Below are 21082 nucleotides of genomic sequence, written 5' to 3' on the forward strand. Positions count from 1 at the left end.
GGGGCACGGGGCACCGTGCCCAAAAAGCTTTTCGGAGTGGACACAGAGGGCGGCAAATACATCTTTGATAAGGAAATTCGCAATGCAGGAAACTTTCATCGTCACCGGCGGGGCCGGGCTGATCGGCAGCAATGTCGTGCGCGGGCTCAACGCGCGCGGCTGCACGGATATCCTGGTGGTGGACCACCTGAACCACCCGGCCAAACAGCGCAATCTGGACAGACTGCGCTACCGCGACTACCTGGACAAGGCCGAGTTCCGCAAGCTGCTCGGACAGGACCGAGTCCCCCGCGTGCGCGGCGTGTTCCACCTGGGGGCGTGCAGCTCCACGACCGAGACCGATGAGGCCTACCTTCAGGACAACAATTTCCAGTACACCTGCGACCTCTGCGAGTGGTGCCTTCGCACCGGGGCGCGCTTTGTCTACGCCTCCAGCGCGGCGACCTACGGGGATGGTTCCCGTGGCTACAGCGACGACGACGCCGTGACCCCCTCGCTGGAGCCGCTCAACCTCTACGGCCGCTCCAAGCAGCTTTTCGACCTCTGGGCCATGGGCAACGGGGCGATAAAGAAAATCGCGGGCCTCAAGTATTTCAATGTCTACGGCCCCGGCGAGGACCACAAGGGCGACATGCGCTCCGTGGTGCACAAGGCCTACGCCCAGGTCAAGAAAGAGGGGCGGATCACACTGTTCCGCTCGCACCGTCCGGACTACCGTGACGGCGAGCAGGACCGCGATTTCGTGTTCGTGGCGGATGCCGTGGCGGTAAGCCTGTTCTTCTACGAGCACCCGGAGGTCTCGGGCCTGTTCAACTGCGGCAGCGGCCGGGCGCGCACCTGGCTCGACCTGGCCCGGGCGCTTTTCGCGGCAATGGGCCGTGAGCCTAAAATCGAGTTCATCGACATGCCCATGCACCTGCGTGACAAGTACCAGTACCACACCTGCGCCGAGGTTGACAAGCTCCACCGCGCCGGCTACACCGCCCCCTTTGTCACTGTGGAGGAGGGCGTGCGCCGCTACGTGCAGGACTACCTCGCCCGGCAGGAACAGAGCGAGGCGTAATTACACACTGAACGTTCTCAACCCTTTAAGCCCCAAGGTCAAAGACAAAGGCTAAAGATGACCCCACGCGAGCGCTTTTTCAACCTGGTGGAAAACAGCGGCAGCCGCGACCTGCCGTTCTTCCCCGACCTGACCGACTGGTACATGGCCCGCCGTATCAACCCGGGCGAGGCGTTCCCATACGCCCCGGGCCAGTTCATCCCGGACGACAGCCCGCTGCATGCGCGCAATCACGACATGCCCGAGGAACTGGCCGGGCTCACATTCCTCGACCTGTTCAAGAAATTCGGCTGGGGCTGCCCGATCCACTGCTACGAGTGGTTCGAGCCGCAGTACACCGCCCCGGTGCGCCGCGAGTGCGTGACCCAGGGCCACACCCGCACCACCCGCCTTATCGCCTCGCGCGGCGAGCTGGTCAAGGTGGAGCGCCTGTGCGATGACGGTTCCTGGGCCCCGGCCGAGCATTTCGTCAAAGCGGTCGCCGACCTGGAGATAATGCGCGAGGTGGTGGAGCACACCCGTTTCGTCGCGCGCTACGACCGGGCCCAGGCCGTGCTGGATGCCCTGGGCGGACAGGGAGTGATCGACCTGCCGGTGATGCGTTCGCCGTTCGGCAAGCTGGTCCACGAGTACATGGGCCTGGAGCGGGTGGCGTTCGCCCTGTTCGACCAGCCCGAGGCGCTCGAATCGTTCCTCGCGTTCCAGGAACAGAAGGACCTGGAGCAGGTGCGGCTGGCCGCGCACTGCCTTGGGCGGGTAGTGATCCTGAGCGACCACGCGGATGAGAACCTGCTCGCCCCGCCCTGGTTCGAGCAGTACTGCATGCCCTACTATGAGAAAGCCTGCAGAATTCTGCATGAATCTGGCAAGCTGGTCAGCACGCACTGGGACGGCAACCACAAGAGCCTGTTCCAGTTCCTGCCCCGGCTGCCGTTCGACATTCTGGACGGCTGCACGCCCAAACCGATGAACAACTATGAGGTCGAGGAGCTGGCCGAGGCGCTCCCCGCGCGGATGCGCGCCTGGGTCGGCGTGCCCTCCACGTTGTTCTGCACCGGCGAGCCGACCGCGGATATCCTGGCTTACGCCGACCGGATCCACCGTGTTTTTTCCGGCCGGGCCATAATCAACGTGGGCGATATCCTCCCGCCCAACGGCGATTTCAGCCAGGTGATCGCCCTGGGCGAGCAGGTGGCCCGCTTGAACGGCGAGGGCTGAAACGTTATAGTTAAGGACGGCCCCCGCTTTTTCCACACCGCTGCAGGGCAGCGACGCGGAAAGGGCATACGCCGTGGAGGATTTCAGACAAGCGGGCGACCCCGCAGTCGCCGGCGAAACTATTCAGCTTCGGAGGCTTTTTGATGGGCAAGAAGAACCATGAGGAAGAACACGAGCACGAGCACTATGAGGATGAGTGTGATTGCGATTGCGGCTGTGACGAGGAGGATGACGGCCAGTACTACGCCATGCCGCTGATCGGGGACAAGGCCCCCGCGTTCGAGGCCGAGACCACCATGGGCCCGGTCAAGTTCCCCCAGGACTACGAGGGCAAGTGGGTGATTTTCTTCTCGCACCCGGCCGATTTCACCCCGGTCTGCACCACCGAGTTCATGACTTTCGCCTCGATGCAGAAGCAGTTCAAGAAGATGAACGCCGAGCTGCTGGGCCTGTCCATCGACAGCACTTACAGCCACATCGCCTGGCTCAGGACGATCAAGGAGAAGATCGAGTACCGCGGGATGAAGGACGTGGAGGTCAAGTTCCCGGTGATCAGCGACCTGTCGATGGAAGTCTCGATGCGCTACGGGATGCTCCAGCCCCAGGCCAGCACCACCCAGGCTGTGCGCGCCGTGTTCATCATCGATCCCAAGGGAATCGTGCGCGCGGTGCTCTACTACCCGCTGTCCAACGGCCGCAACGTGCCCGAGATCAAGCGCCTGCTGGCCGGTCTCCAGACCACGGACAAGCACGGGGTGGCCACTCCGGCCGACTGGATGCCGGGCGAGGACGTGATCATCCCGCCTCCGGGCTCCTGCGGCGCGGCCAAGGACCGGGTGGATACGGCGGACAAGTCGGGCTACAAGTGCCACGACTGGTTCCTCTGCACCAAGCCCGATCCCGAGCGCAACGCCTGAGCGGGTTCAAAGTAACGATTTGATATGGTTGAACTGTTAGGGGCACGGCATGCCGTGCCCTTTTTATTAGCATTAAATCCCCCTCGCTCCCAGCAATGTCCGGTCAGTAACATGCAATGAGAAGACGAAAGACTCTGTTCTGCTTTGGTTTCGGCCAAAGCAGCAAAGCCAGCGGGGGCCGCAAACTCGTCCGCACCACGACTCTTCTTCTGGCGGTGGTGTGCCCGGCGCTTTGATTCCGCTGCCACGTTGCAGCGGCGGCGCTGCCGCGAATCGCCGCCACACCGCTGAGCATTTACCGCCTGTGCCGTTTCACGGGCGGAACTCCACGCTGCCCTGGCGGGAGGCTCAGACAGGTGCGGCCCCCAAAGGCAACAGCGGCGGCCTGTCAGCCGCACGAGGCTTGGCTTTAACCCAGGATCGAGTCATTCCGATACGAACACTGTGTTCGTCCATAACATTCTATGCAAAAACCTAATCGGACATTGCTGCCTGTATCCTTATGGATACGGTGTGCCAGGACCCGCATCGAGCACCCAGTCCATCCTGATGCCTGTACAGATAAATATCGGTCCATTCTCTCCCTTGTCCTCGCCGCGACGCGCGCTTATCTTTCCCTCCGCACCCGCCTTGCCGACTCGATTCCTGCCAATCTCACTCATCGCCCGGAGGCCGTCCCATGCGCCGGATTATCCTCCTGTCCTGCGTTCTCGTCACCCTGCTCAGCCTTGCCTGCCAGAGTGCCGGCCGCGCCGTTGCGGTCTATGTCCCGGCCAAAGCCTCTTTCGCCGAGCACTTGGCCGCAAGTGAGGTCCGGCGCTATTTCTACCACCTCACCGGCGAGCTTCTGCCGCTCAAGACCGGGCCGGTGACTGCAGTGCGCGGCCGCTGCGTAATCGCGGTGGGCGACTGCGACCGGGCGGAGATGGCTGCCATTCTGGACGGCTCGCCGCTCGAGGCCGCGGTCGACAGCCTGGGCGCGGAAAGCTACCTGCTGGGAAGCGTGAGCGCAGGGGGCGGACGGGTGCTCGTGGTGGCGGGCGGCGACAGCCTGGGCACACTCTACGGCGCCTACCGTCTGGCCTGGCGCCTGGGCGCGCGTTTCTACCTGCACGGGGATGTCCTCCCGGATGACAAAATCCCGCCCGTGCCGCCGGATATCCGCGAGACCGGCCGTCCGCTCTTCGCCCTGCGCGGCATCCAGCCCTTTCATGATTTCCCGGAAGGCCCGGACTGGTGGGACGAGGACGGCTACAAGGCCGTGCTGGCCCAGTTGCCCAAACTGGGAATGAACTTCTTCGGCCTGCACACTTACCCCCAGGGCGGTGTCGGCCCTGAGCCGACCGTCTGGATCGGGCCCCGGGAAAGCCTTGACCGGATCAACAATATCCGGGCGGCTTACCCGGCGCGGCATTTCACCACAGTCAACGGCACCTGGGGCTACCGCCCTGACGAAACCAGAAGCTACGGTTTCGGAGCGGATCAGTTCTTCAGTGAGAATATCTACGGTGCAGATTACATGCGCTGCATGGCCCCCTGGCCGCCGGACTCGGCCGCCTGCGTGTCTTTGTTCCATTATATAGGTGGCTTGCTTAACGGGGCTTTTGTTTATGCTCGTTGGATGGGAATACGCACCTGTATCGGCACCGAGACCCCGCTCACCGTACCGGAGGCTGTGCGGGCACGGCTATCGCCCCGAGACAGATCTGAATCGCCGGACGAAATAGCACGCAAAATATACGCTGGAATGTTCAGTTATATCTCCTCCACCCACCCGCTGGACTATTACTGGTTCTGGACCCCGGAGAACTGGACCTGGGACGGGGCCAGCCGTGAGCAGGTGGAGGCCACCCTGGCCGACCTGAAAGCGGCCATCGCGGCGGCGGATGAGGTCCAGGCTCCTTTCAAACTGGCCACCTGCGGCTGGGTGCTGGGCCCGCAGTGGGACCGCGCCCTGTTCGACCGCGAGCTGCCCGCGGGCATGGCCCTGTCCTGCATCAACCGGGCGGTGGGGCATGACCCCGTGGAGCCTGGGTTCGCCCGGATCGAGGGCCGCGGCAAGTGGGCCATCCCCTGGCTGGAGGACGACCCGGCGCTGATTGTCCCGCAGCTCTGGGCCGGACGGATGCGGCGGGATGCGGCGGATGCCCTGGCCTACGGCTGCGACGGTCTGATGGGCATACACTGGCGCACCCGCGAGCTGGGGCCGAACGTGGCCGCCCTGGCCCGCGCCGCCTGGGACCAGAGCGGCTGGAACCCCGAGGCCGCTGAGCGCCTGATCCAGCCGGACAGCTCCTCCGACCGCCCGCGTAACCTCCCCTGCCTCGATTTCTACCAGGACTGGGCGCGCGCCGAGTTCGGCCCGGCCGCGGCCGAGCCTGCCGCACGGCTGTTCGCTGCCATCGACGGCGCCCTGCCGCGGCCAGCGAATTGGGATCAGGGCCCCGGCGGGCTGGTCCCGGACAGCCTGGACTGGGAAACCCAGGTCGCCCCGCGTTACGGCTTCGTCGACTCCCTGGCCGCGCTCGATCCACTGGTCACCGGACCCGGCGCGCGCGAGCGTTTCTCGTTCTGGCTCCACAGCCTGGGCTACCTGCGCGAGGTGGCGCATTTCGACTGCACGCTCTGGAGGTTCCGTCAGGCCATGGACAAAATGCGCCAGTGCAAGGACCCGGACACGAAGACCGTGCTGGCCCGCGAGGAGGCCCTGCCCCTGCGGGTCGAGCTGGCCGAGCGCCTGGCCGGTGTGTTCGCGCAACTTCTGCCCACAGTGACCACAACAGGAGCCATGGGCACAGTGACCAACTGGCAGCAGCACGTGATCCCGCTCTACCTGGGCGACCCGGACCGCGAGCTGACCGCCCTCCTGGGCCCGCTGCCGTGCAGCCTGGAGCAGCCGCGCGAGTATCCCGGCGCGCCGCGCCTGTTCTCGCCGGTGGAGCGCACCAGCCTGGCCCCGGACGAAACGTTGAATCTTCAGGCCATTGTTGTGGGAGCGCCCGCGGTAAGCGTCAGCCTGCACTGGCGTCCGTTGGGACAAGGCGAGTACACCGTATGTCTGATGGAGTATACATATCACGGTGGAGTTTGGCGTTTCAGCCTCGATACTCCGGGGCAGGACATTGAATACTACTTTCAAGCCGAAATAAAAGGACAGCCACAACCGCTCACCTGGCCGGCCGGCGCGCCCGGGCAGACCCGCTCCGTGGTCTGTCTGCCTCCCTGGACAAACGGAATGCCGTGGTAAAGGAAACAGATAGGAATATTCAGGAGACATAGTGTCAATGGCTGAGTCGCTTGTGAAAAATCCAGACAGAGGCGGGAGTAGGCTCTACGTGGCGGCGCCGTTCCGGGTCCGAGGCTATCTGCGCTTCTTGGCGGTGGTCTTTGTCCGGGCCCTCAGCAGCCGGAACAAGTGTAATTCCATGAAGGAACAGAGAAAACCCGCTTACCGGACGCGCGCCCCCCGGGCAGCCGGGAAGCTTGACCCCGCTGGTCCGCGAACTCGGCTTTGACGGTTGACAGGGGTGGGCGCGGGCTTATATTTATGAGCCAGGCCGCCCCGCAGCCGCCCCACAGACAAGGCAAGCGCAGTTGCGAGCCGGTGGTAATTTCCTGCGGAACTGACCCTGAACAATAAAACCACACTTTTTCTGGAGGTTCCTATGCACGAGAAGAGCATCGAGCTGTTGAACAAGGCGATCCAGGATGAGATGAGCGCCGTGCACCAGTACATGTATTTCCATTTCCGCTGCGATGACATGGGCCTCGACCCGCTGTCGCTGCTGTTCAAGCAGACCGCAATCGAGGAGATGCTGCACGTGGAGCGTCTGGCCGAGCGTGTCCTGTTCCTCAAGGGCGAGGTGGAGATGTTCGCCTCCGGCGCGGTGCAGAAAATCCACGACGTGAGGGAGATGCTCAAGCAGGCCTCCGCCATGGAGCAGGGCAGCGTGCGCGACTACAACCTCTGGGCCAACGAGTGCTCGGCCCATGCCGACTCGGTCTCCAAGAAGCTGTTCGAGGACCTGGTTCTGGACGAGGAGCGGCATTACGACCAGTTCGACACCGAGTTGGACAACCTGGCCCGCTACGGCGACAACTACCTGGCCCTGCAGTCGATCGAGCGCAGCAAGACAATCTCGCAGCGTCCGGCTGGCGGCGGAGCAGCCGGCGGCCAGGCCTGACAGCGCGGCCAAACGGGACCGGCATCCTGCTTTTGCGCCGAACGGGGCGAGCGTTTGGTTGTTTCAGACCCTGATATGCGGTTCCCCCAAGCCGCCAGCAGTTGAGTATTGTCCATGCTTGTGGCTTTTGTATCCCTCACTTATACGTTGACCGTCACGCCAAGGGGTCCCAGATGTCAGTAAACGAAAAGATCGAACTGGCCTATCAGGATGTTATCAAACGCAACCCGGGTGAGGTGGAATTCCACCAGGCAGTGCGCGAGGTGCTCGAATCTCTGGGGCCGGTCCTCAGCAAGTACCCGGAATTCGGTCATCACAAGATCATCGAGCGTATCTGCGAACCCGAGCGCCAGATAATCTTCCGGGTCCCCTGGATGGACGACAAGGGCGAGGTGCAGATTCACCGCGGTTTCCGGGTGGAGTTCAACAGCGCGCTCGGCCCCTATAAGGGCGGCCTGCGTTTCCACCCCTCGGTTTATCTCGGGATCATCAAGTTTCTCGGGTTCGAGCAGATATTCAAAAACGCCCTCACCGGCATGCCGATAGGCGGCGGCAAGGGCGGCTCGGATTTCGACCCGAAGGGTAAATCCGACGGTGAGATCATGCGTTTCTGCCAGAGTTTCATGACCGAGCTGTTCCGTCACCTCGGCGAATACACGGATGTCCCGGCCGGGGATATCGGCGTGGGCGGACGGGAGATCGGCTACATGTTCGGCCAGTACAAGCGGATCACCAACCGCTATGAAAGCGGGGTGCTCACCGGCAAGGGACTGGACTGGGGCGGCTCGCTGGTCCGCACCGAGGCCACGGGTTACGGCTGCACCTATTTCGTCAACGAGATGCTCAAGGCGCACAAGGATTCGTTCGACGGCAAGACAGTCCTGGTCTCCGGGTCCGGCAACGTGGCGATCTACACCATCGAGAAAGTCACCGAACTCGGCGGTAAGGTGGTGGCCTGCTCCGACTCCAACGGCATCATCTACCATGCCAAGGGGATCGACATCGAGCTGGTCAAGCAGCTCAAGGAGGTGGAGCGCCGCAGGATAAAGGACTACGCGCTCTACCACAAGGACGCCACCTACACGGCCAACGGGAATATCTGGGAGATACCCTGCCAGGTGGCCATGCCCTCGGCCACGCAGAACGAAATCAACGGCAAGGATGCGGCGACCCTGGTGAAAAACGGCTGCATCGCGGTGGGAGAGGGCGCCAACATGCCCACCACCCCCGAGGGGATCAAGGTGTTCCTGGAATCGAAGATCGCCTACGGCCCCGGCAAGGCGGCCAATGCGGGCGGAGTGGCCACCAGCGCGCTGGAGATGCAGCAGAATGCCTGCCGGGACGCCTGGACTTTCGAGTACACGGAAAAGCGTCTCGAAAACATCATGATCGGCATCCATCGCAACTGCTACGAGACCGCGGAGGAATTCGGCACGCCGGGCAACTATGTCAACGGCGCCAACATCGCCGCGTTCATCAAGGTGGCCCAGGCCATGGTGGCGATGGGCCTGGTCTGACCGTTACGACGATTCAGTTTCGGAAACAGCAAGGGCCGTCCGGCAACCCGGGCGGCCTTCGTTTTTGTACGGCATCAGGCAGGATGCGGCTCAGTCCCGTTCCCGCCAGCAGAGCACCCGCTGGCCGATGATGTCCGAGGCCAGGGTCAGGCCGGTCGCCTCGACCTCGCAGACCCGCAGGACCCCGCTGTAGGCCCCGGCTCCGGGCAGGCACTCCTCCAGGCGGTTGGGAAGGCGGAGCGGCCAGCCGCTGTCCAGGCTGCAGCCGGCCTGGCCGGGAAAGAGCGCCACGTAGAAAACACCGCTTTCCACCAGGTCCTGGAAAAAATGCGTGCCGAACGACAGCTCCGGCACAGCCGGTCCGCATTCGAACGCGACCTCGGCCAGGGCGCTGAACGACCCGATCTCGGAAAAGGAGACCGGCACGCCCAGGCTGGGGGTGGTGGTGCCCCAGCGGCCCGGCCCGGCCAGGATCGCCGGGCAGTTTTCCGGGTGGGCGAAATTGCGCCCCAGGGCACCCACCAGCCGGGCCAGCTCGTACTTACCGGACAGGCTCAGCCCCGAGTATCCCGCCGGGTCGACCCAGACCAGCAGCCGGGGCCGCAGCAGGAGATTGCCGCCCATGAAATTCCCCTCCGAGCGGAAAAACACGCGCCCCTCGTCCGGTTTTTCCGGGAACTGGACAGCCAGGCCAATCCCGCGGGTCTGAAGGGGACGGCACTGCAGAAGGTTGATCCTGCGCTCGCCGCCCGGCCCGAAATTCACCGTGAACTCGATGTCCACCGGATAGCTGTAGGCCCGCTCCAGGCACCCGAGCATCCGCCGCATCGTGAGGCAGAAATCCGTGCTTTCCAGCAGGGGATCGAAAGTGAGCACCCAGGAGCGTGCGGGCCTCTGCCCGCGCTGGCGGGTGTTTTCGCCGCCCGAGGTGTCGGCTGTGCAGAAAAGGCCGGCAGGCAGGCCGGAGTCAGCCCCGAGGAGCGCGCTGACCGGCAGGGTGGCCAGCGCGTTGCGGCGCAGGTTCAGCAGGTCGACATCCCGCTGCGAGTAGCGCCGCAGGTCCGTCCCGTCTTTCAGCGGCCGCAGCATCGGGTCATCCAGCGCGGCGATGCGCGGGTAATCGCCCTCCACCCGGTCGACCGCCCGCGTACCCAGTCCCATCACCAGCCGCAGCATGCCGGCCTGCGGGTCGAGCCCCTTGTTCCAGACAAAAGTGTTGAACGAAACCCCCACGCCGGCCAGGTCGGGATAGTAATAATCCCCCCGGTACCGTCCGCTGACCCGCTGCACCAGCAGGGCCATCTGCTCCTCGGCCCGGTCCAGGCCCCGCCGCTTGCGGTAGGCCAGGGCCTCCTCGCTCATCGTGCTGGCGAACACCTCGCGCACCGCGGTCTCGAACGCCTCCAGGCGCTGGTCCGGGTCCCCCTGGTTGACCAGGAAAAAGCTCTTGTACTTACCGGCGAAAGCGTTGCCGAAAGCATCCTCCAGCAGGCTGGAGCTGCGCACGATGATCGGGTACTGGCCGAAATAATCGAGCATCCGGCTGAACTCCCCGCGCACCTCGGCGGGGAATTCGCCCAGCCGCATGCCCTCGCGCAGCTCGCGCGCGGCCTCATAGTAGCCCTCCGGGCTTTTCTGCCGCATCAGCGTGCGCCAGAGGCCGTTGTGCACCAGGAAAGAATAGAAAACATCCGATCCGACAAAGAACGAATCGTGCGGTTCGAGCTGCTCCTGCCAGTCGGTCTCCGGGTCGGCGCGCAGGATGCTCCTGGCCAGCAGCATCCCCAGTGCCTTGCCGCCGATGAACCCGGTGCCCACCATCCGGCTTTTTATCTCGAGAAGGTCATCCAGGCCCAACCAGCGCCGGGCGAGCCCGAGCATGCGCTCCTCGCGCGCCACCAGCACGCGGCAGAGCTGGTCCACCATGGCCGCCTGCTCTTCCCTGCGGCCCGCGCGCGCGATGTCCCCGGCCCTGAGGAACAGGCGGTCCCAGTAGTCCAGACGGCGGCTGTCGCGGGAGGCGCCGCGGCTGAACATCCCGGCCAGAAGGCGGGTGGCGCGGTGGCTGTCGGCCACCGGCTCGAAACTCTCCCCCTGCCTCACGTGCGGCAGGAACATGGTCGGCGAATAGCGCCCGTCCACTTTCAGCGGGTGCACGTGAAGGCGCCCCTCGAATGAATGCACCTCCAGCATGAGCTGTGTTGTCTCGCGGATGCGGTCGATGGTCTTGAAGGAGTGGCTCTCGCGCAGCAGTCCGAAATAGGCCACCGTGTCGAGCTCGAACAGATACGGGCAGGTGACCCGGAAGAAATTCCCGACCATCAGGTCGGTAGCCCAGGCCGAAAGCAGGTTGGACAGGCAGTCGAAGACATAGAAGGCACCCTCGCCCTCCGCTCCGACTATCTCGTGTATGCGGCCGGTGAAAGACTCGAACCCGCGGTTGGCATCCAGCTCGTAGGTCCGGGCGGCGCATTCCACCAGCGGGGCATGCCGGGCGAAACGCATGTAGACAAGACGCCTGCCCTGCCGGGCAGCCAGCCGTGCGAACGGCCGCACAAAGCCCTGGTAGTGTTCCAGGTCGTCGACACTCCAGACCACGTTGTCGCCCGGCCGAAGCCAGTCCAGCACGCGGTCCAGTCCGTCCAGCCCGGTCGAAAGCCTTTGTTTTTCCATTTGCGGCCCGTGTCGGAGTTGAAGGATTGCCGTATGCTGAAATTTATTCCACCGCCAGTCACAGTCAATTCTAATCAAGCGGCACGGCTCTCTATTGCACGCGGCGGCATACGGGCTTTAGATTAATCCATCACGAATGCCACCAATCATTTTACCAGGAGAGAGTATGCCGCATTTTGGCTCCACCACCCTGATGCTTCTCGCTGTGTCAAGCCTGCTCGCTTTCGGCGCGCTCCAGGCCGCGGATGTTGACGAGCTCAAACCCGGACGCGTCCTGCTGGTGATCGACAACCAGTGGCAGGATCAGGAAAGCTTCGTGCTGGACGTGCAGCAGACCGAGATACCCAACTACGACCTGAGCTACCGCCCGGCCGGCACCGACTTTTTCCAGCTCGTGGTGCTGCTCAAGAGCTGGGGCGTCCCGTTCGACATCCTGCGCCTGGATCAGGAGCGTATCACCACGGAACGTCTGCTGGACGGGCACGGCAAGGCGCTCTACGGCTGCATGCTGTTTGCCCTGGACGGCGAGTCCTATTACTGGGACGAGGCCAGCGGGCAGTGCCTGCATGACGCTGTTGCCAAGTACGGGATCAGCCTGGTGGCGCTCAACAAGAGTGTTTACGCCGAAAAGATCGGCTGGCTCTGCGGCCTGAGCTACGAGGGCTACAACATGACCGCCGACCGGATCGAGGTGAAGAGGGAGCATTTCCTGACCCACGGCCTGGGGCCGGTGCTGGTCCCGGTGCCGGAATCGGGCTACGTGCACCGGACACGGGTGAAAACGCTGAACGAGGACGTGCAGGTGCTGGCCACGCACGGCAGCTATCCGGCCCTGACCGAGTTGCGCGCGAACGAGAGCACCGTGGCGATCTGGATCGGCGGCGACCGCTACCTGAACCTCGAGCATCAGGCGATGCGCACCCTTCTGCGCCGCGCCCTGACCGAGGCGGTCGGCTACAGCGTGTTCAAGACCTGGGAGAACCGCAAGATAATCGTGATGGACGATCCGGGCGGGGCGCAGTGCGCCTGGCTGGATTCCTGGCACTACCCCACCCTGACCCGCGAGCAGATCGAGGAGCGCCTGATCGCCCCGCTCAAGGCACACAAGGCCAAGCTGGTGATCAACGTGGTGCCGGGGTTTGTCAACGACGAGAAACGCACGGTGGAGCTGAGTTTCCAGCAGGATTTCACCGACAAGTTCGGCGCGCGCCAGAATTTCGTCTCCACCGGCGAGGGCCTGCGCGAGGGCCTGGCGGCCGGGGTGTTCGAGCTGCAGAGCCACGGCTGGACCCACATGCAGCCCGACCTGGAGAGAGAACCGGGGCCCTGGTGGGGTGCACCGCTGGATGGCGAAAAAGCCGAGGTGGGCTGGTACCGCGAGTTTGGCGACACCCGCCGCGCCGACCCGATGAGCGGGGTCCAGCCCATCCCGGCCGCGGTGCAGGCTGAGCACCTGCAGAAAGGCCGTCAGTGGCTGACCGGGCTGTTCGGGATCGATCCTCTCTCGTTCGTCTCGGGCGGGCTGGGGATCACCCTGACCCCGGAGGCCCACACCTGGAAACTGGCCGCCCGCGAGGGTTTCGGCTGGTTCTGCTGGCACGGCGGCTACCTGGGCCCGGACCTGGCCGTGCGCGGCTGGCTGTTCGAGGGCACGCCGGATGCCCCGGCCACGATCGAGGCCCAGCCGGATGCCCACGACAAGGGCATAGCCGAGCACCCGGAAAAATTCCTGAACACGTTCAAGGATGCCGGACCGGAGGCGGTCTACACCGGGTTCAACGAGTACGTGGGCTACATGCACGCCGCGCGCCAGAGCCGTGCCCTGCCCCGCGGGCTGGCCTGGAACTGCGACAGTCATTACTGCCAGTATTTCAAGGACAACCCGGCGGTCTGGAGCCTGGATATCGCCGACTGGCAGCGCAAGAGCCTGGCCGGCAAGGCGATCCTGGCGGATGGCAAAGAGGCCGGCAGCGTGGCGCAGGATGGAGTGCAGCAGGTAAGAATCCCGGCCGGGCTGGGCGAGCACCGGCTGGAAATAAAATAGGGTCTCCCGGGCAGGTTCTAAGCTCGCTTCCAAAAGGACGAGGCCATGCTACGCCTGATGCGGTTCAAGCAATCGAAGCCGTACCTTTACGGGACATTGTCCCTGGCTGTGCTGATCCTGGTGGCCGATTATTTCACCGGGCCGTTCATCCAGTTCCCGATCCTGTTCCTGGCGCCGGTGGCCCTGGTCTGCTGGATAAACCGCCGCCTGTGGGGCGCATTTTACTCGATCAGCCTTCCGCTGATCCGGATGGGGTTCGAGATTGTCTGGAGCGAGCAATTCTCCTGGAAAGCAGGGCTTGTCAACCTGTTTATTCAAGTGACCGTACTCCTGCTGTTCGCCTACCTCGTGGACAGAAATTCGAAGCAGATGAACGAGCTTGCCCGGGAAGTGAATGTCCTGACCGGCATCCTTCCGATCTGCTGTTTCTGCAAGAAAATACGGGTCGGGCAGGACGATTGGGTGCAGCTCGAAAAGTACATCGGCGAGCACTCCGAGGCCAAGTTCAGCCACAGTTTCTGCCCGGATTGCGCCCGGGAGCATTACGGGGAGTTCATGGAAGGGAAAACTTGAGCCGCCGTCGGCTTCTAAGAAGCAGAAAAAGAAAGGGGCGCGGAATGGTCCGCGCCCCTTCGTGTTTCCCTGTCCCGCGCTCAGGCCTCCTCCACCACTCCGAAACCCAGCAGGGAGGCGGTGTCGATCACCTGCCGTCGGTGGTCACCGTAAAAGGTCACCCGGTGCCAGCCCCACTCGTCCCACTGCTCCAGCAGCTTGTGCACGTCTCCCTTCACCTCCACCGCCAGCTTGGTGCGGCAGGCCTTGTCCTCGTCCACGTTCTCCACCGTGACTCCCTGGTGCATAATCACCTGTTTCTTCGCGGCGTCGAACATGATCGTGGTCACGGTCTCGCCCAGAGGCATCAGCGAGCGGTTGCAGGCGCCCTTACGGTCCTCGGAATGGTCGCGGATGTGGTACGCGTTGGAGGACCCCTCGGGGCCGTAGACTCGGGTCGGGGCCACGCAGTGGGCGTAGATGATACGGTTGCGGGCCGTGTCGATCACCGGGTCGGAGATGAACCCGGGCCGCCCGACCAGGTGTTTCATCAGGAGCTTGGTGATAGTGGCGCGCTGGTCGGCCTCGCAAGCCCCCACCTTGCCGCTGTCGTCCAGGGCCATGAAACCCAGGCAGGGGTAGGCGTTCACCAGTTGGCCGCCGTAGATGCCGGTCAGGCAGTTGACCGTGATCGCCTCGGCCCCCTGCTCGGCCAGCAGGGCCTCCATGGCCAGGTACATCGCCGCCGACTGGGTGATCGTCTCACGTGACGGCTCGATCACTTTTTCCGCCGAGGCGATCCAGCGCCCGGCCACCGCCTGCGCCTGGGCCGGGTCCACCTTACGGTAGGCGGCGTTCACCTCGCCGTAATCCACCGCCCGGATGTCCGTGCCGTAGGCCTGGATCGCCTCCTGGCTCGGCTCGCCGCCCACGACCAGCACTTTCGAGCGTTTGAGGGCCCCCACTGTGTTCAGGCACCGCACCGCGTTGAGCAGGTCCTGGAAGTCGGAGCTGGAAACAGCCACCACCCGCTGCCCGGCGCGCCTGGCCGCGGCGTAGCCGACCAGGAACTTGCCCGAGCCGGCGAACAGGTTGTCCGCGAAAACGGCCGGTTTGCCCGAGGCGGCGATTGTCTCCGGAGTCTCGCCCCAGAGGCAGCCGGCCAGGTAGACCAGGTAGCCGTCGATGTCGGCCCCGTCCCCGGCGATCACTTTCTCGGCCGCCTCACGGCTGCCCGAGGTCACGGTCACCGGGAGGAACTCCACCGACGGGCAACCGGTGGTGAGTTTGGCCAGAACCTCACGGGTGTGGGTCTCGAAATCGTAGCCGATGTTGGGCCAGATCGGCTTGGAAGGGTCGGGCCAGGCGAAGACAAGCCGGATGCGCGATTTGACGGAGGGTGCGGCCCCGGTGGCGGCCAGTACTCCGCCCCGGGTGGAGGGAAGCATCGAGAGCACCCCCACTCCGGCGGCCACCGCGCCGCAGGTGCTGAAAAAGGAGCGTCTGGAACACTTCTCAGGCTGGCAGACAGGTTTCTGTGTGGACATGGCGGGTTCCTCGTTGCGGACGTTGCGGGATCGCTGTTTCGGAATGTGGCAGAAGGTCGTATTCGTGAAAGACCTCGGGCCAAGTCTGACGAACGAAGCTTTCCGGACCGGACAACCAAACAAACGGCTTTGGGAACCGAGCGACTAAAGGCGGAAGGAAAGAAACCAACAGAAGATTACACGACCGGCGGCCGGGTGTCAACGCTTGCGGTGTGGCACATAAAATGGAAAGGCCGCCCCCGGTTCGGAGCGGCCTTGTCCGTGCGAAGCGTATGTATAGAGGGTCACTTCACCGTGATCTTGCCCAGCGGGTACCAGCCCTCGGCGTCCCGGCCGGGGATAGCCAGGCGCACGTGCGGCTTGCGCGTGCGCGGGTCCACGATGGACAGCGAAAGCTCGTACTCGCCCGCCGGCATGTCCAGCGGCACGAACACCGCGCTGTCGAACACGGCATCCCCGGGCAGCCACTTGCGGATATCACTGTCCGTGAGCAGCACCTCGGTGCGCTTGGCGCCCTTCAGGCGCAGGGCCACGGGCCAGTCGCGGTAGGCCGGGGCCACGCCGGTGTTCTCCCACCAGGAGGTGAAAGCCAGCTTGCCCTGCGGGCTGACCTGGTCGGGGTAGGTGAACTTGCGCAGCACGAAACGGTAGCCCATCCTGCGCAGCCAGTCGTTGACCAGGGGCCACCACTGGCTGGGCACCGGGCTGCTCTTGGCGTTGAACGTGGAGATGTGCCACTTGAGCGCCTGGTCGAAGATGTACTTTACCTCTTTCAGCCCATAGCCCTGATGGTCCCGCCAGCCCAGCATGGTCCCGCAGATTTCCAGGCTCACCGGGGCGGTCTTCCAGGCATCCTCCATCCCGAAATTGATTATTCCCTCGGGATAGTAGTCGTACATGTGGGTCCAGCCTTTCTGCTCCTTGGCCCAGAAACCCAGGTCGCCCAGGCAGTCCACGCGCCAGCCCACATTGCCCTTGGCGCGGCCGTACTTGTTGGTCTTCTCGTCGGTCAGGAGCATGACCTTGTCGGTCTTGGGGAACGCCTCCAGGTAGGCATCCACCAGGGCATGGCGGGACTGCTCGGTCAGCTCGCTGCTTCCGGCGCCCTCGCCCCAGTAGCCGCAGATCGCCATGTCCACCAGTTCCAGGTCGGGGTTCCCGTCATAGCGCGCCCCCAGGTCACGGATCATGCGGGTGAAGGCGGTGATATAGCGCTCATCGTTGGCGCTGACCCGCCAGCGCGCTGAACCCTGCTCATCGTCCTCGTCCTCCGGGTGACTGACTTTCTCCGGCCCGAACACCTGCCGCAGCCACTCGGGCACATCCCGCTCCGGCCCGGTGCCGTAGGGCGCGATACGCAGAAGCAGTGTCTGGCCGCGCTCCGCCGCGGTCCTCAGGGCCTTGTCGATCATCTCCCAGTTGTACTTGCCCTTTTCCGGCTCCAGAAATTTCCAGTAGACCCGGAAATAGGCGGTCGTGGTGGCCGGGTGGTCGGGGTTGGTCAGGTCGCCGTCGAATTTCTGGTAATCGATCGGGAACCCCTCGGTCCAGCCGGAGCCGCCGTTCAAGGTGTCGCCGTTGAAGCGCTGGAACGTGTTGAACCCGATTCCGGGATTGATCAGCACCTCATCGGTCTCGTTGAACCGCACCAGCACTGTCTCCTGGGCGTAAAGGAAGCCATAGGCGACGAGCACGGAAAGCAGCGCCGCCAGCCGAAATACTTTCATCGTATTCTCCTTGTACCGGTTGGAATTGATGGTGAGATTCTCAATTGCTGCCGCTTTCATAGACAATTCGGCCGTCGAACACCGTGTAATCCACCTTGAGCTGCATGATGCTGTCGGGCGGGGTCTGGGCGATGTCGGAGCTCAGGACCACGATATCGGCCAGCTTGCCGGGTGTGAGCGAGCCTTTCTCGTTCTCCCGGAACTCGGCGTAGGCCGAGCCGAGGGTGTAGTACTCGACGGCCTGCTCCAGGGTGATCTTTTCCTCCGGTATCCAGCCGGGGCCCTCCTCGCCCTTGCGGTCCTTGCGGGTGACCGCGGCGTAGAGGCCCTGCAGCGGGTCGAGCGGCTCGATGGGGCAGTCGGTGCCGAAAGCCAGGGCCGCCCCGGCCTCGCGCAGGCTGTTCCAGCAGTAGGAGTAGCGGCAGCGCTCCCAGCCCAGACGGTCCACGGCGAAATGCTTGTCGGAGATGCAGTGGGTGGGCTGCATCGAGGCGATCACCCCCAGGGCGGCAAAGCGCGGCAGATCGTCCTTTTTCAGGATCTGGGCGTGCTCGATGCGGTGACGAGCATCCCGGCGGCCGTTGGCGGCGATGGCCTTTTCCACCGCATTCAGCACGATATTGCTGCCCCGGTCGCCGATGGCGTGGATCGCCACCTGGAAACTGTCGCGGTCGGCGGCCAGGATCATGGCCTCCATCTCCTCGACCGGCGTGACCACTGTGCCGCTGGTGGAGGGGTCGTCGCTGTACGGCTCGAACATCGCGGCCGTGGCCGAGCCCAGGGTCCCGTCGATGAACCCCTTGAGCGGCCCGAAGCGGATATATTCGTTGTCACGGTACTTGTCGCGCAGAGTGTGGTACTCGGCCAGCTTTTCCGGGTCTGCGGTCAGGGGGTGGCCCACGTTGACCCGGAAAGTCAGCTCACCCGCGGCCAGGGCCTCCTCGAACAAGTCCTCCGACCCGTTGAAATGGGTCAGGCTGGTCACGCCCAGGCGGCGGGCCTCAGCGAGGGACAGGCGCAGGTGGCGCTGCCCGGCGACATGCCTGTCCTCCATCTGGTCATGCGGCTCTGAGGCCATCAGGCCCATGGCGTTCTCCTTGAGCACGCCGGTGGGCTCGCCGCTGGCCGGATCGCGCAGGATCTGCCCGCCCTCGGGGTCGGGGGTGTCTTTCGTTATTCCGGACAGCTTGAGCACAACTGAATTGACCAGGCGGCTGTGGCTGTCGTGACGGCTCAGGACCACCGGGTTGTCCGGACAGACCGAATCGATCAGCTCCTTGGTCGGCCAGGCCTTGCCGGGCAGGATGCTCTGGTCCCAACCCCGGCCGTACAGCCATTCGCCGGGCTTTGCCGTGGCCACGCGCTGCTTGACCCGGCGGGCGAACTCCTCGAACGTGTCCACGCCGCCCAGGTCGATTTTCTCCAGGGCCTCGCCGTTTGATATTATGTGCGCGTGGGCGTCATTGAACCCCGGCAGCACCGAGCGGCCCTTGAGCTCGATCACGCGGGTCACGCCGTCCTTGATATGGCGCCGTATCTGGTCATCCGTGCCCACGGCCAGGATATGCTTGCCGGACACGGCCACCGCGCTGGCGTGGGGATTGGCCTTGTCCACGGTGATCACCGCGCCGCCCAGCAGCACCAGGTCGGCCACCGGAGCCTTGGCGCAGGAAACACCGAGAACCGCCAGCAGAAGCAGCAATGAGGCCTGAGTCAGGTTCAGCATGTGCCTGTCATCCGCAAAAAGTGTTGAGCGGCCCGCCACATAAACGCCGCTGCGGGGGGATTGATTCGAGCTGGGGCCCTAAAGCCCGGAAACAACATAATAAGGAATCGGGGCCGGAAGGTCAAACAGGAAAGTATTTTTGAGGATACAAACAGAAGAGGGCCGCCGGCATCTATGCCGGCAGCCCTCTCTTTGCCTTGCAGCGGGGGCTCTCTGCGCCCGCTCAGGCGCGCAGGTCCACCACCTTGCCCAGCCTGTCATCGCGGCCGCCCGCTGGCGCGGGTTCCTGCTCGGTCACGCTGCTGATAAGCTGCATCACGCTGGAGGCCTGGTTGTCCAGGGCCCTGCGCTCCAGGGTGGTTTGGACTTGCAGCGCCAGGTTGATGCTGTCGAGATTCATCTCTGTGCCTCTTTCGTCCTGGCGCCGATTGTTCCGGGCAGCCCACGAGCCGCCCTTCGGGATTCCATTCCACTGGATTATATCGGCAGACCGGGGCGGGAGCTTTAACCTACACAGTCAGGCAAATCTTTTCTGAGCCGACTGCAGATCTTCCTTTATGGGTACACATGACCCTCACCGCTCAGAATGTTCTGGATGGCAAGGTTGCGTTGCTCGCAGAAGGGCCGGACACAGCGTTGATAAGGAAGTGGACGGCGGTCACGGGAAGCTTACTGGTGTAACCGTACCCAGGCGTAGTGTCTGAAACAGTTGAGACTGCATGCAAACAGACCCTCTACACACTCTAAACGTCTTCAGAATATTTACGGGACCACTTTTGAGAGAATCATTTTACAGATCGCACGCCCAACAGCCTGGATGAGTTGGGAGAGCTACTCTTTCAATCCCATGTCAGTATCAACACACACAAGCAGCATGCCTTGTACTTTCAAATGACAAATTACTGTTTCAGGATTGCATATTACAAAGAAAGGAATAACTTGGAGCTTCCAAACCTGATCTACACCTGAATGCACGCTCAGAAAAAAGACTTAACGCCAAAAGCCATTGAATCAAAGGTTGCCTGCCGTTGGTCGTGTACCTATAACTGTCCAGCTGTAACCATCTCTGTGATAGATATTCACCTGTTGAAACCCAGCCGACTCCAGTAGATTTTTAATCTCTTCTCGACGATAATATTTTGAGAACGTGGGATTTAATTGATCATAAATTGTCATATGGCGCACTTTGCGGGAATAACGTCCCAACTTATTCCTCATGTAATCCCGCATCGGAAGGGGGAGAAACCGACAAAGGAGCAGATACAAATCCAGAAAACAATTCAGCAGGTACACCAACCCATTGAGAAAGCAAGACGGCAGATGAACCGTAATAAAACGCAACGGCTGGACTATACTCAGGTACAACCGATTACCTTCTCGAGCGTACACCCAGATCAATACCTTCCCCCCGGGTTTCAAAGCGCTGAAGGCTGCTCTTACTACAGGATTCGGCTCCGGTATATGATGAATGACTCCGATTGAAAAAACATAGTCAAAACTCTGGTTCTGAGGGATTTCTTCTCCCCTCGCTTTGATATAGTTTACTCTTTTTGATCGCGCGGATGTGTTGATTTTCAACACATCATATGCCGCGGAAGGTTCAATGGCTGTAACTGCGGCCACATCTGCATCTAATAGCATGTTTACAACCCGACCGGTGCCACTGCCTATCTCAGCCACGTTACAATTCTTTAGAGATGCAATTTCCAGGAGAGGTCCTAAAACATTTTGCAAGTCCTCTATTGATCCATAATAACCAGGATTTTCCTTAAAAAGTAACCATTGTTCACCGAATCGTTTAATGGTATTCTCGGTTTCTTTAGCTGTATCCATTCTATCCATCCTCCACTAAACGATATCGAGATAAAACTGACAATCCGAATTCAGTAGAAAAGAATCCCTCGGAGCTCTCAC

Annotated in this window: 14 protein-coding genes; 8 read left to right on the plus strand and 6 right to left on the minus strand. The window is 62.8% G+C overall.

Annotated elements, in window-relative coordinates:
* Positions 1 to 82 precede the first annotated feature (82 nt).
* From rfaD to gdhA, 6 genes are all read left to right on the plus strand, one after another.
* Positions 83 to 1063, plus strand: coding sequence for an ADP-glyceromanno-heptose 6-epimerase (gene rfaD, locus LLH00_13860; GenBank protein ID MCE5272359.1), 981 nt, complete (start codon positions 83 to 85; stop codon positions 1061 to 1063).
* A 57-nt stretch (positions 1064 to 1120) separates the two neighbouring features.
* Positions 1121 to 2281, plus strand: coding sequence for a hypothetical protein (locus LLH00_13865; GenBank protein ID MCE5272360.1), 1161 nt, complete (start codon positions 1121 to 1123; stop codon positions 2279 to 2281).
* Positions 2282 to 2529: 248 nt separating this feature from the next.
* Positions 2530 to 3198 (plus strand): peroxiredoxin, encoded by a 669-nt coding sequence (locus LLH00_13870; GenBank protein MCE5272361.1) that lies wholly within the window; start codon positions 2530 to 2532, stop codon positions 3196 to 3198.
* Positions 3199 to 3877: 679 nt separating this feature from the next.
* Positions 3878 to 6445, plus strand: a complete 2568-nt coding sequence (locus LLH00_13875; protein ID MCE5272362.1) for a hypothetical protein — start codon at positions 3878 to 3880, stop codon at positions 6443 to 6445.
* Positions 6446 to 6863: 418 nt separating this feature from the next.
* The gene (locus LLH00_13880) at positions 6864 to 7382 is read left to right on the plus strand and encodes a bacterioferritin (protein MCE5272363.1); all 519 of its coding nucleotides are present in this window, start codon (positions 6864 to 6866) and stop codon (positions 7380 to 7382) included.
* Positions 7383 to 7555: 173 nt separating this feature from the next.
* A complete protein-coding gene (gdhA, locus tag LLH00_13885) occupies positions 7556 to 8899 on the plus strand; it encodes an NADP-specific glutamate dehydrogenase (GenBank protein MCE5272364.1) in 1344 nt (447 codons plus the stop codon).
* A gap of 90 nt (positions 8900 to 8989) precedes the next feature.
* Here the strand turns inward: gdhA and LLH00_13890 are convergent, their stop codons facing one another.
* Positions 8990 to 11572, minus strand: a complete 2583-nt coding sequence (locus tag LLH00_13890) for a PEP/pyruvate-binding domain-containing protein (GenBank protein MCE5272365.1) — start codon at positions 11570 to 11572, stop codon at positions 8990 to 8992.
* A 166-nt stretch (positions 11573 to 11738) separates the two neighbouring features.
* Here LLH00_13890 and LLH00_13895 point away from each other — a divergent pair, with 166 nt between their 5' ends.
* Entirely contained in the window at positions 11739 to 13616 is a 1878-nt protein-coding gene (locus LLH00_13895) for a hypothetical protein (GenBank protein MCE5272366.1), read from the plus strand.
* Positions 13617 to 13661: 45 nt separating this feature from the next.
* Complete coding sequence (locus LLH00_13900; protein ID MCE5272367.1) at positions 13662 to 14189, plus strand: hypothetical protein; 528 nt, start codon at positions 13662 to 13664, stop codon at positions 14187 to 14189.
* A gap of 80 nt (positions 14190 to 14269) precedes the next feature.
* Here the strand turns inward: LLH00_13900 and LLH00_13905 are convergent, their stop codons facing one another.
* The 5 genes from LLH00_13905 to LLH00_13925 form a co-directional block, all read right to left on the minus strand.
* Positions 14270 to 15715, minus strand: a complete 1446-nt coding sequence (locus LLH00_13905) for a hypothetical protein (GenBank protein ID MCE5272368.1) — start codon at positions 15713 to 15715, stop codon at positions 14270 to 14272.
* A 284-nt stretch (positions 15716 to 15999) separates the two neighbouring features.
* The gene (locus LLH00_13910) at positions 16000 to 17442 is read right to left on the minus strand and encodes a DUF4832 domain-containing protein (protein ID MCE5272369.1); all 1443 of its coding nucleotides are present in this window, start codon (positions 17440 to 17442) and stop codon (positions 16000 to 16002) included.
* Between the two features lie 40 nt (positions 17443 to 17482).
* Complete coding sequence (locus LLH00_13915) at positions 17483 to 19168, minus strand: amidohydrolase (protein ID MCE5272370.1); 1686 nt, start codon at positions 19166 to 19168, stop codon at positions 17483 to 17485.
* 223 nt (positions 19169 to 19391) lie between these two features.
* Positions 19392 to 19568 (minus strand): hypothetical protein, encoded by a 177-nt coding sequence (locus LLH00_13920; protein ID MCE5272371.1) that lies wholly within the window; start codon positions 19566 to 19568, stop codon positions 19392 to 19394.
* Positions 19569 to 20179: 611 nt separating this feature from the next.
* Positions 20180 to 21001: a class I SAM-dependent methyltransferase gene (locus tag LLH00_13925; protein MCE5272372.1), complete on the minus strand. Its 822-nt coding sequence runs from the start codon at positions 20999 to 21001 to the stop codon at positions 20180 to 20182.
* Positions 21002 to 21082: the final 81 nt, after the last annotated feature.

It is taken from the genome of bacterium, from assembly GCA_021372515.1.
GTDB lineage: Bacteria > Gemmatimonadota > Glassbacteria > GWA2-58-10 > GWA2-58-10 > JAJFUG01.

Bases quoted from the DNA above. Each gene is read 5' to 3' on its own strand.
- LLH00_13915 (MCE5272370.1), bottom strand. From the start codon at position 19,168: ATGCTGAACCTGACTCAGGCCTCATTGCTGCTTCTGCTGGCGGTTCTC.
- LLH00_13870 (MCE5272361.1), top strand. From the start codon at position 2,530: ATGCCGCTGATCGGGGACAAGGCCCCCGCGTTCGAGGCCGAGACCACC.
- LLH00_13890 (MCE5272365.1), bottom strand. From the start codon at position 11,572: ATGGAAAAACAAAGGCTTTCGACCGGGCTGGACGGACTGGACCGCGTG.
- LLH00_13880 (MCE5272363.1), top strand. From the start codon at position 6,864: ATGCACGAGAAGAGCATCGAGCTGTTGAACAAGGCGATCCAGGATGAG.
- LLH00_13910 (MCE5272369.1), bottom strand. From the start codon at position 17,442: ATGAAAGTATTTCGGCTGGCGGCGCTGCTTTCCGTGCTCGTCGCCTAT.
- LLH00_13865 (MCE5272360.1), top strand. From the start codon at position 1,121: ATGACCCCACGCGAGCGCTTTTTCAACCTGGTGGAAAACAGCGGCAGC.
- LLH00_13925 (MCE5272372.1), bottom strand. From the start codon at position 21,001: ATGGATACAGCTAAAGAAACCGAGAATACCATTAAACGATTCGGTGAA.
- LLH00_13905 (MCE5272368.1), bottom strand. From the start codon at position 15,715: ATGTCCACACAGAAACCTGTCTGCCAGCCTGAGAAGTGTTCCAGACGC.
- LLH00_13920 (MCE5272371.1), bottom strand. From the start codon at position 19,568: ATGAATCTCGACAGCATCAACCTGGCGCTGCAAGTCCAAACCACCCTG.
- LLH00_13895 (MCE5272366.1), top strand. From the start codon at position 11,739: ATGCCGCATTTTGGCTCCACCACCCTGATGCTTCTCGCTGTGTCAAGC.
- LLH00_13875 (MCE5272362.1), top strand. From the start codon at position 3,878: ATGCGCCGGATTATCCTCCTGTCCTGCGTTCTCGTCACCCTGCTCAGC.
- LLH00_13900 (MCE5272367.1), top strand. From the start codon at position 13,662: ATGCTACGCCTGATGCGGTTCAAGCAATCGAAGCCGTACCTTTACGGG.
- gdhA (MCE5272364.1), top strand. From the start codon at position 7,556: ATGTCAGTAAACGAAAAGATCGAACTGGCCTATCAGGATGTTATCAAA.
- rfaD (MCE5272359.1), top strand. From the start codon at position 83: ATGCAGGAAACTTTCATCGTCACCGGCGGGGCCGGGCTGATCGGCAGC.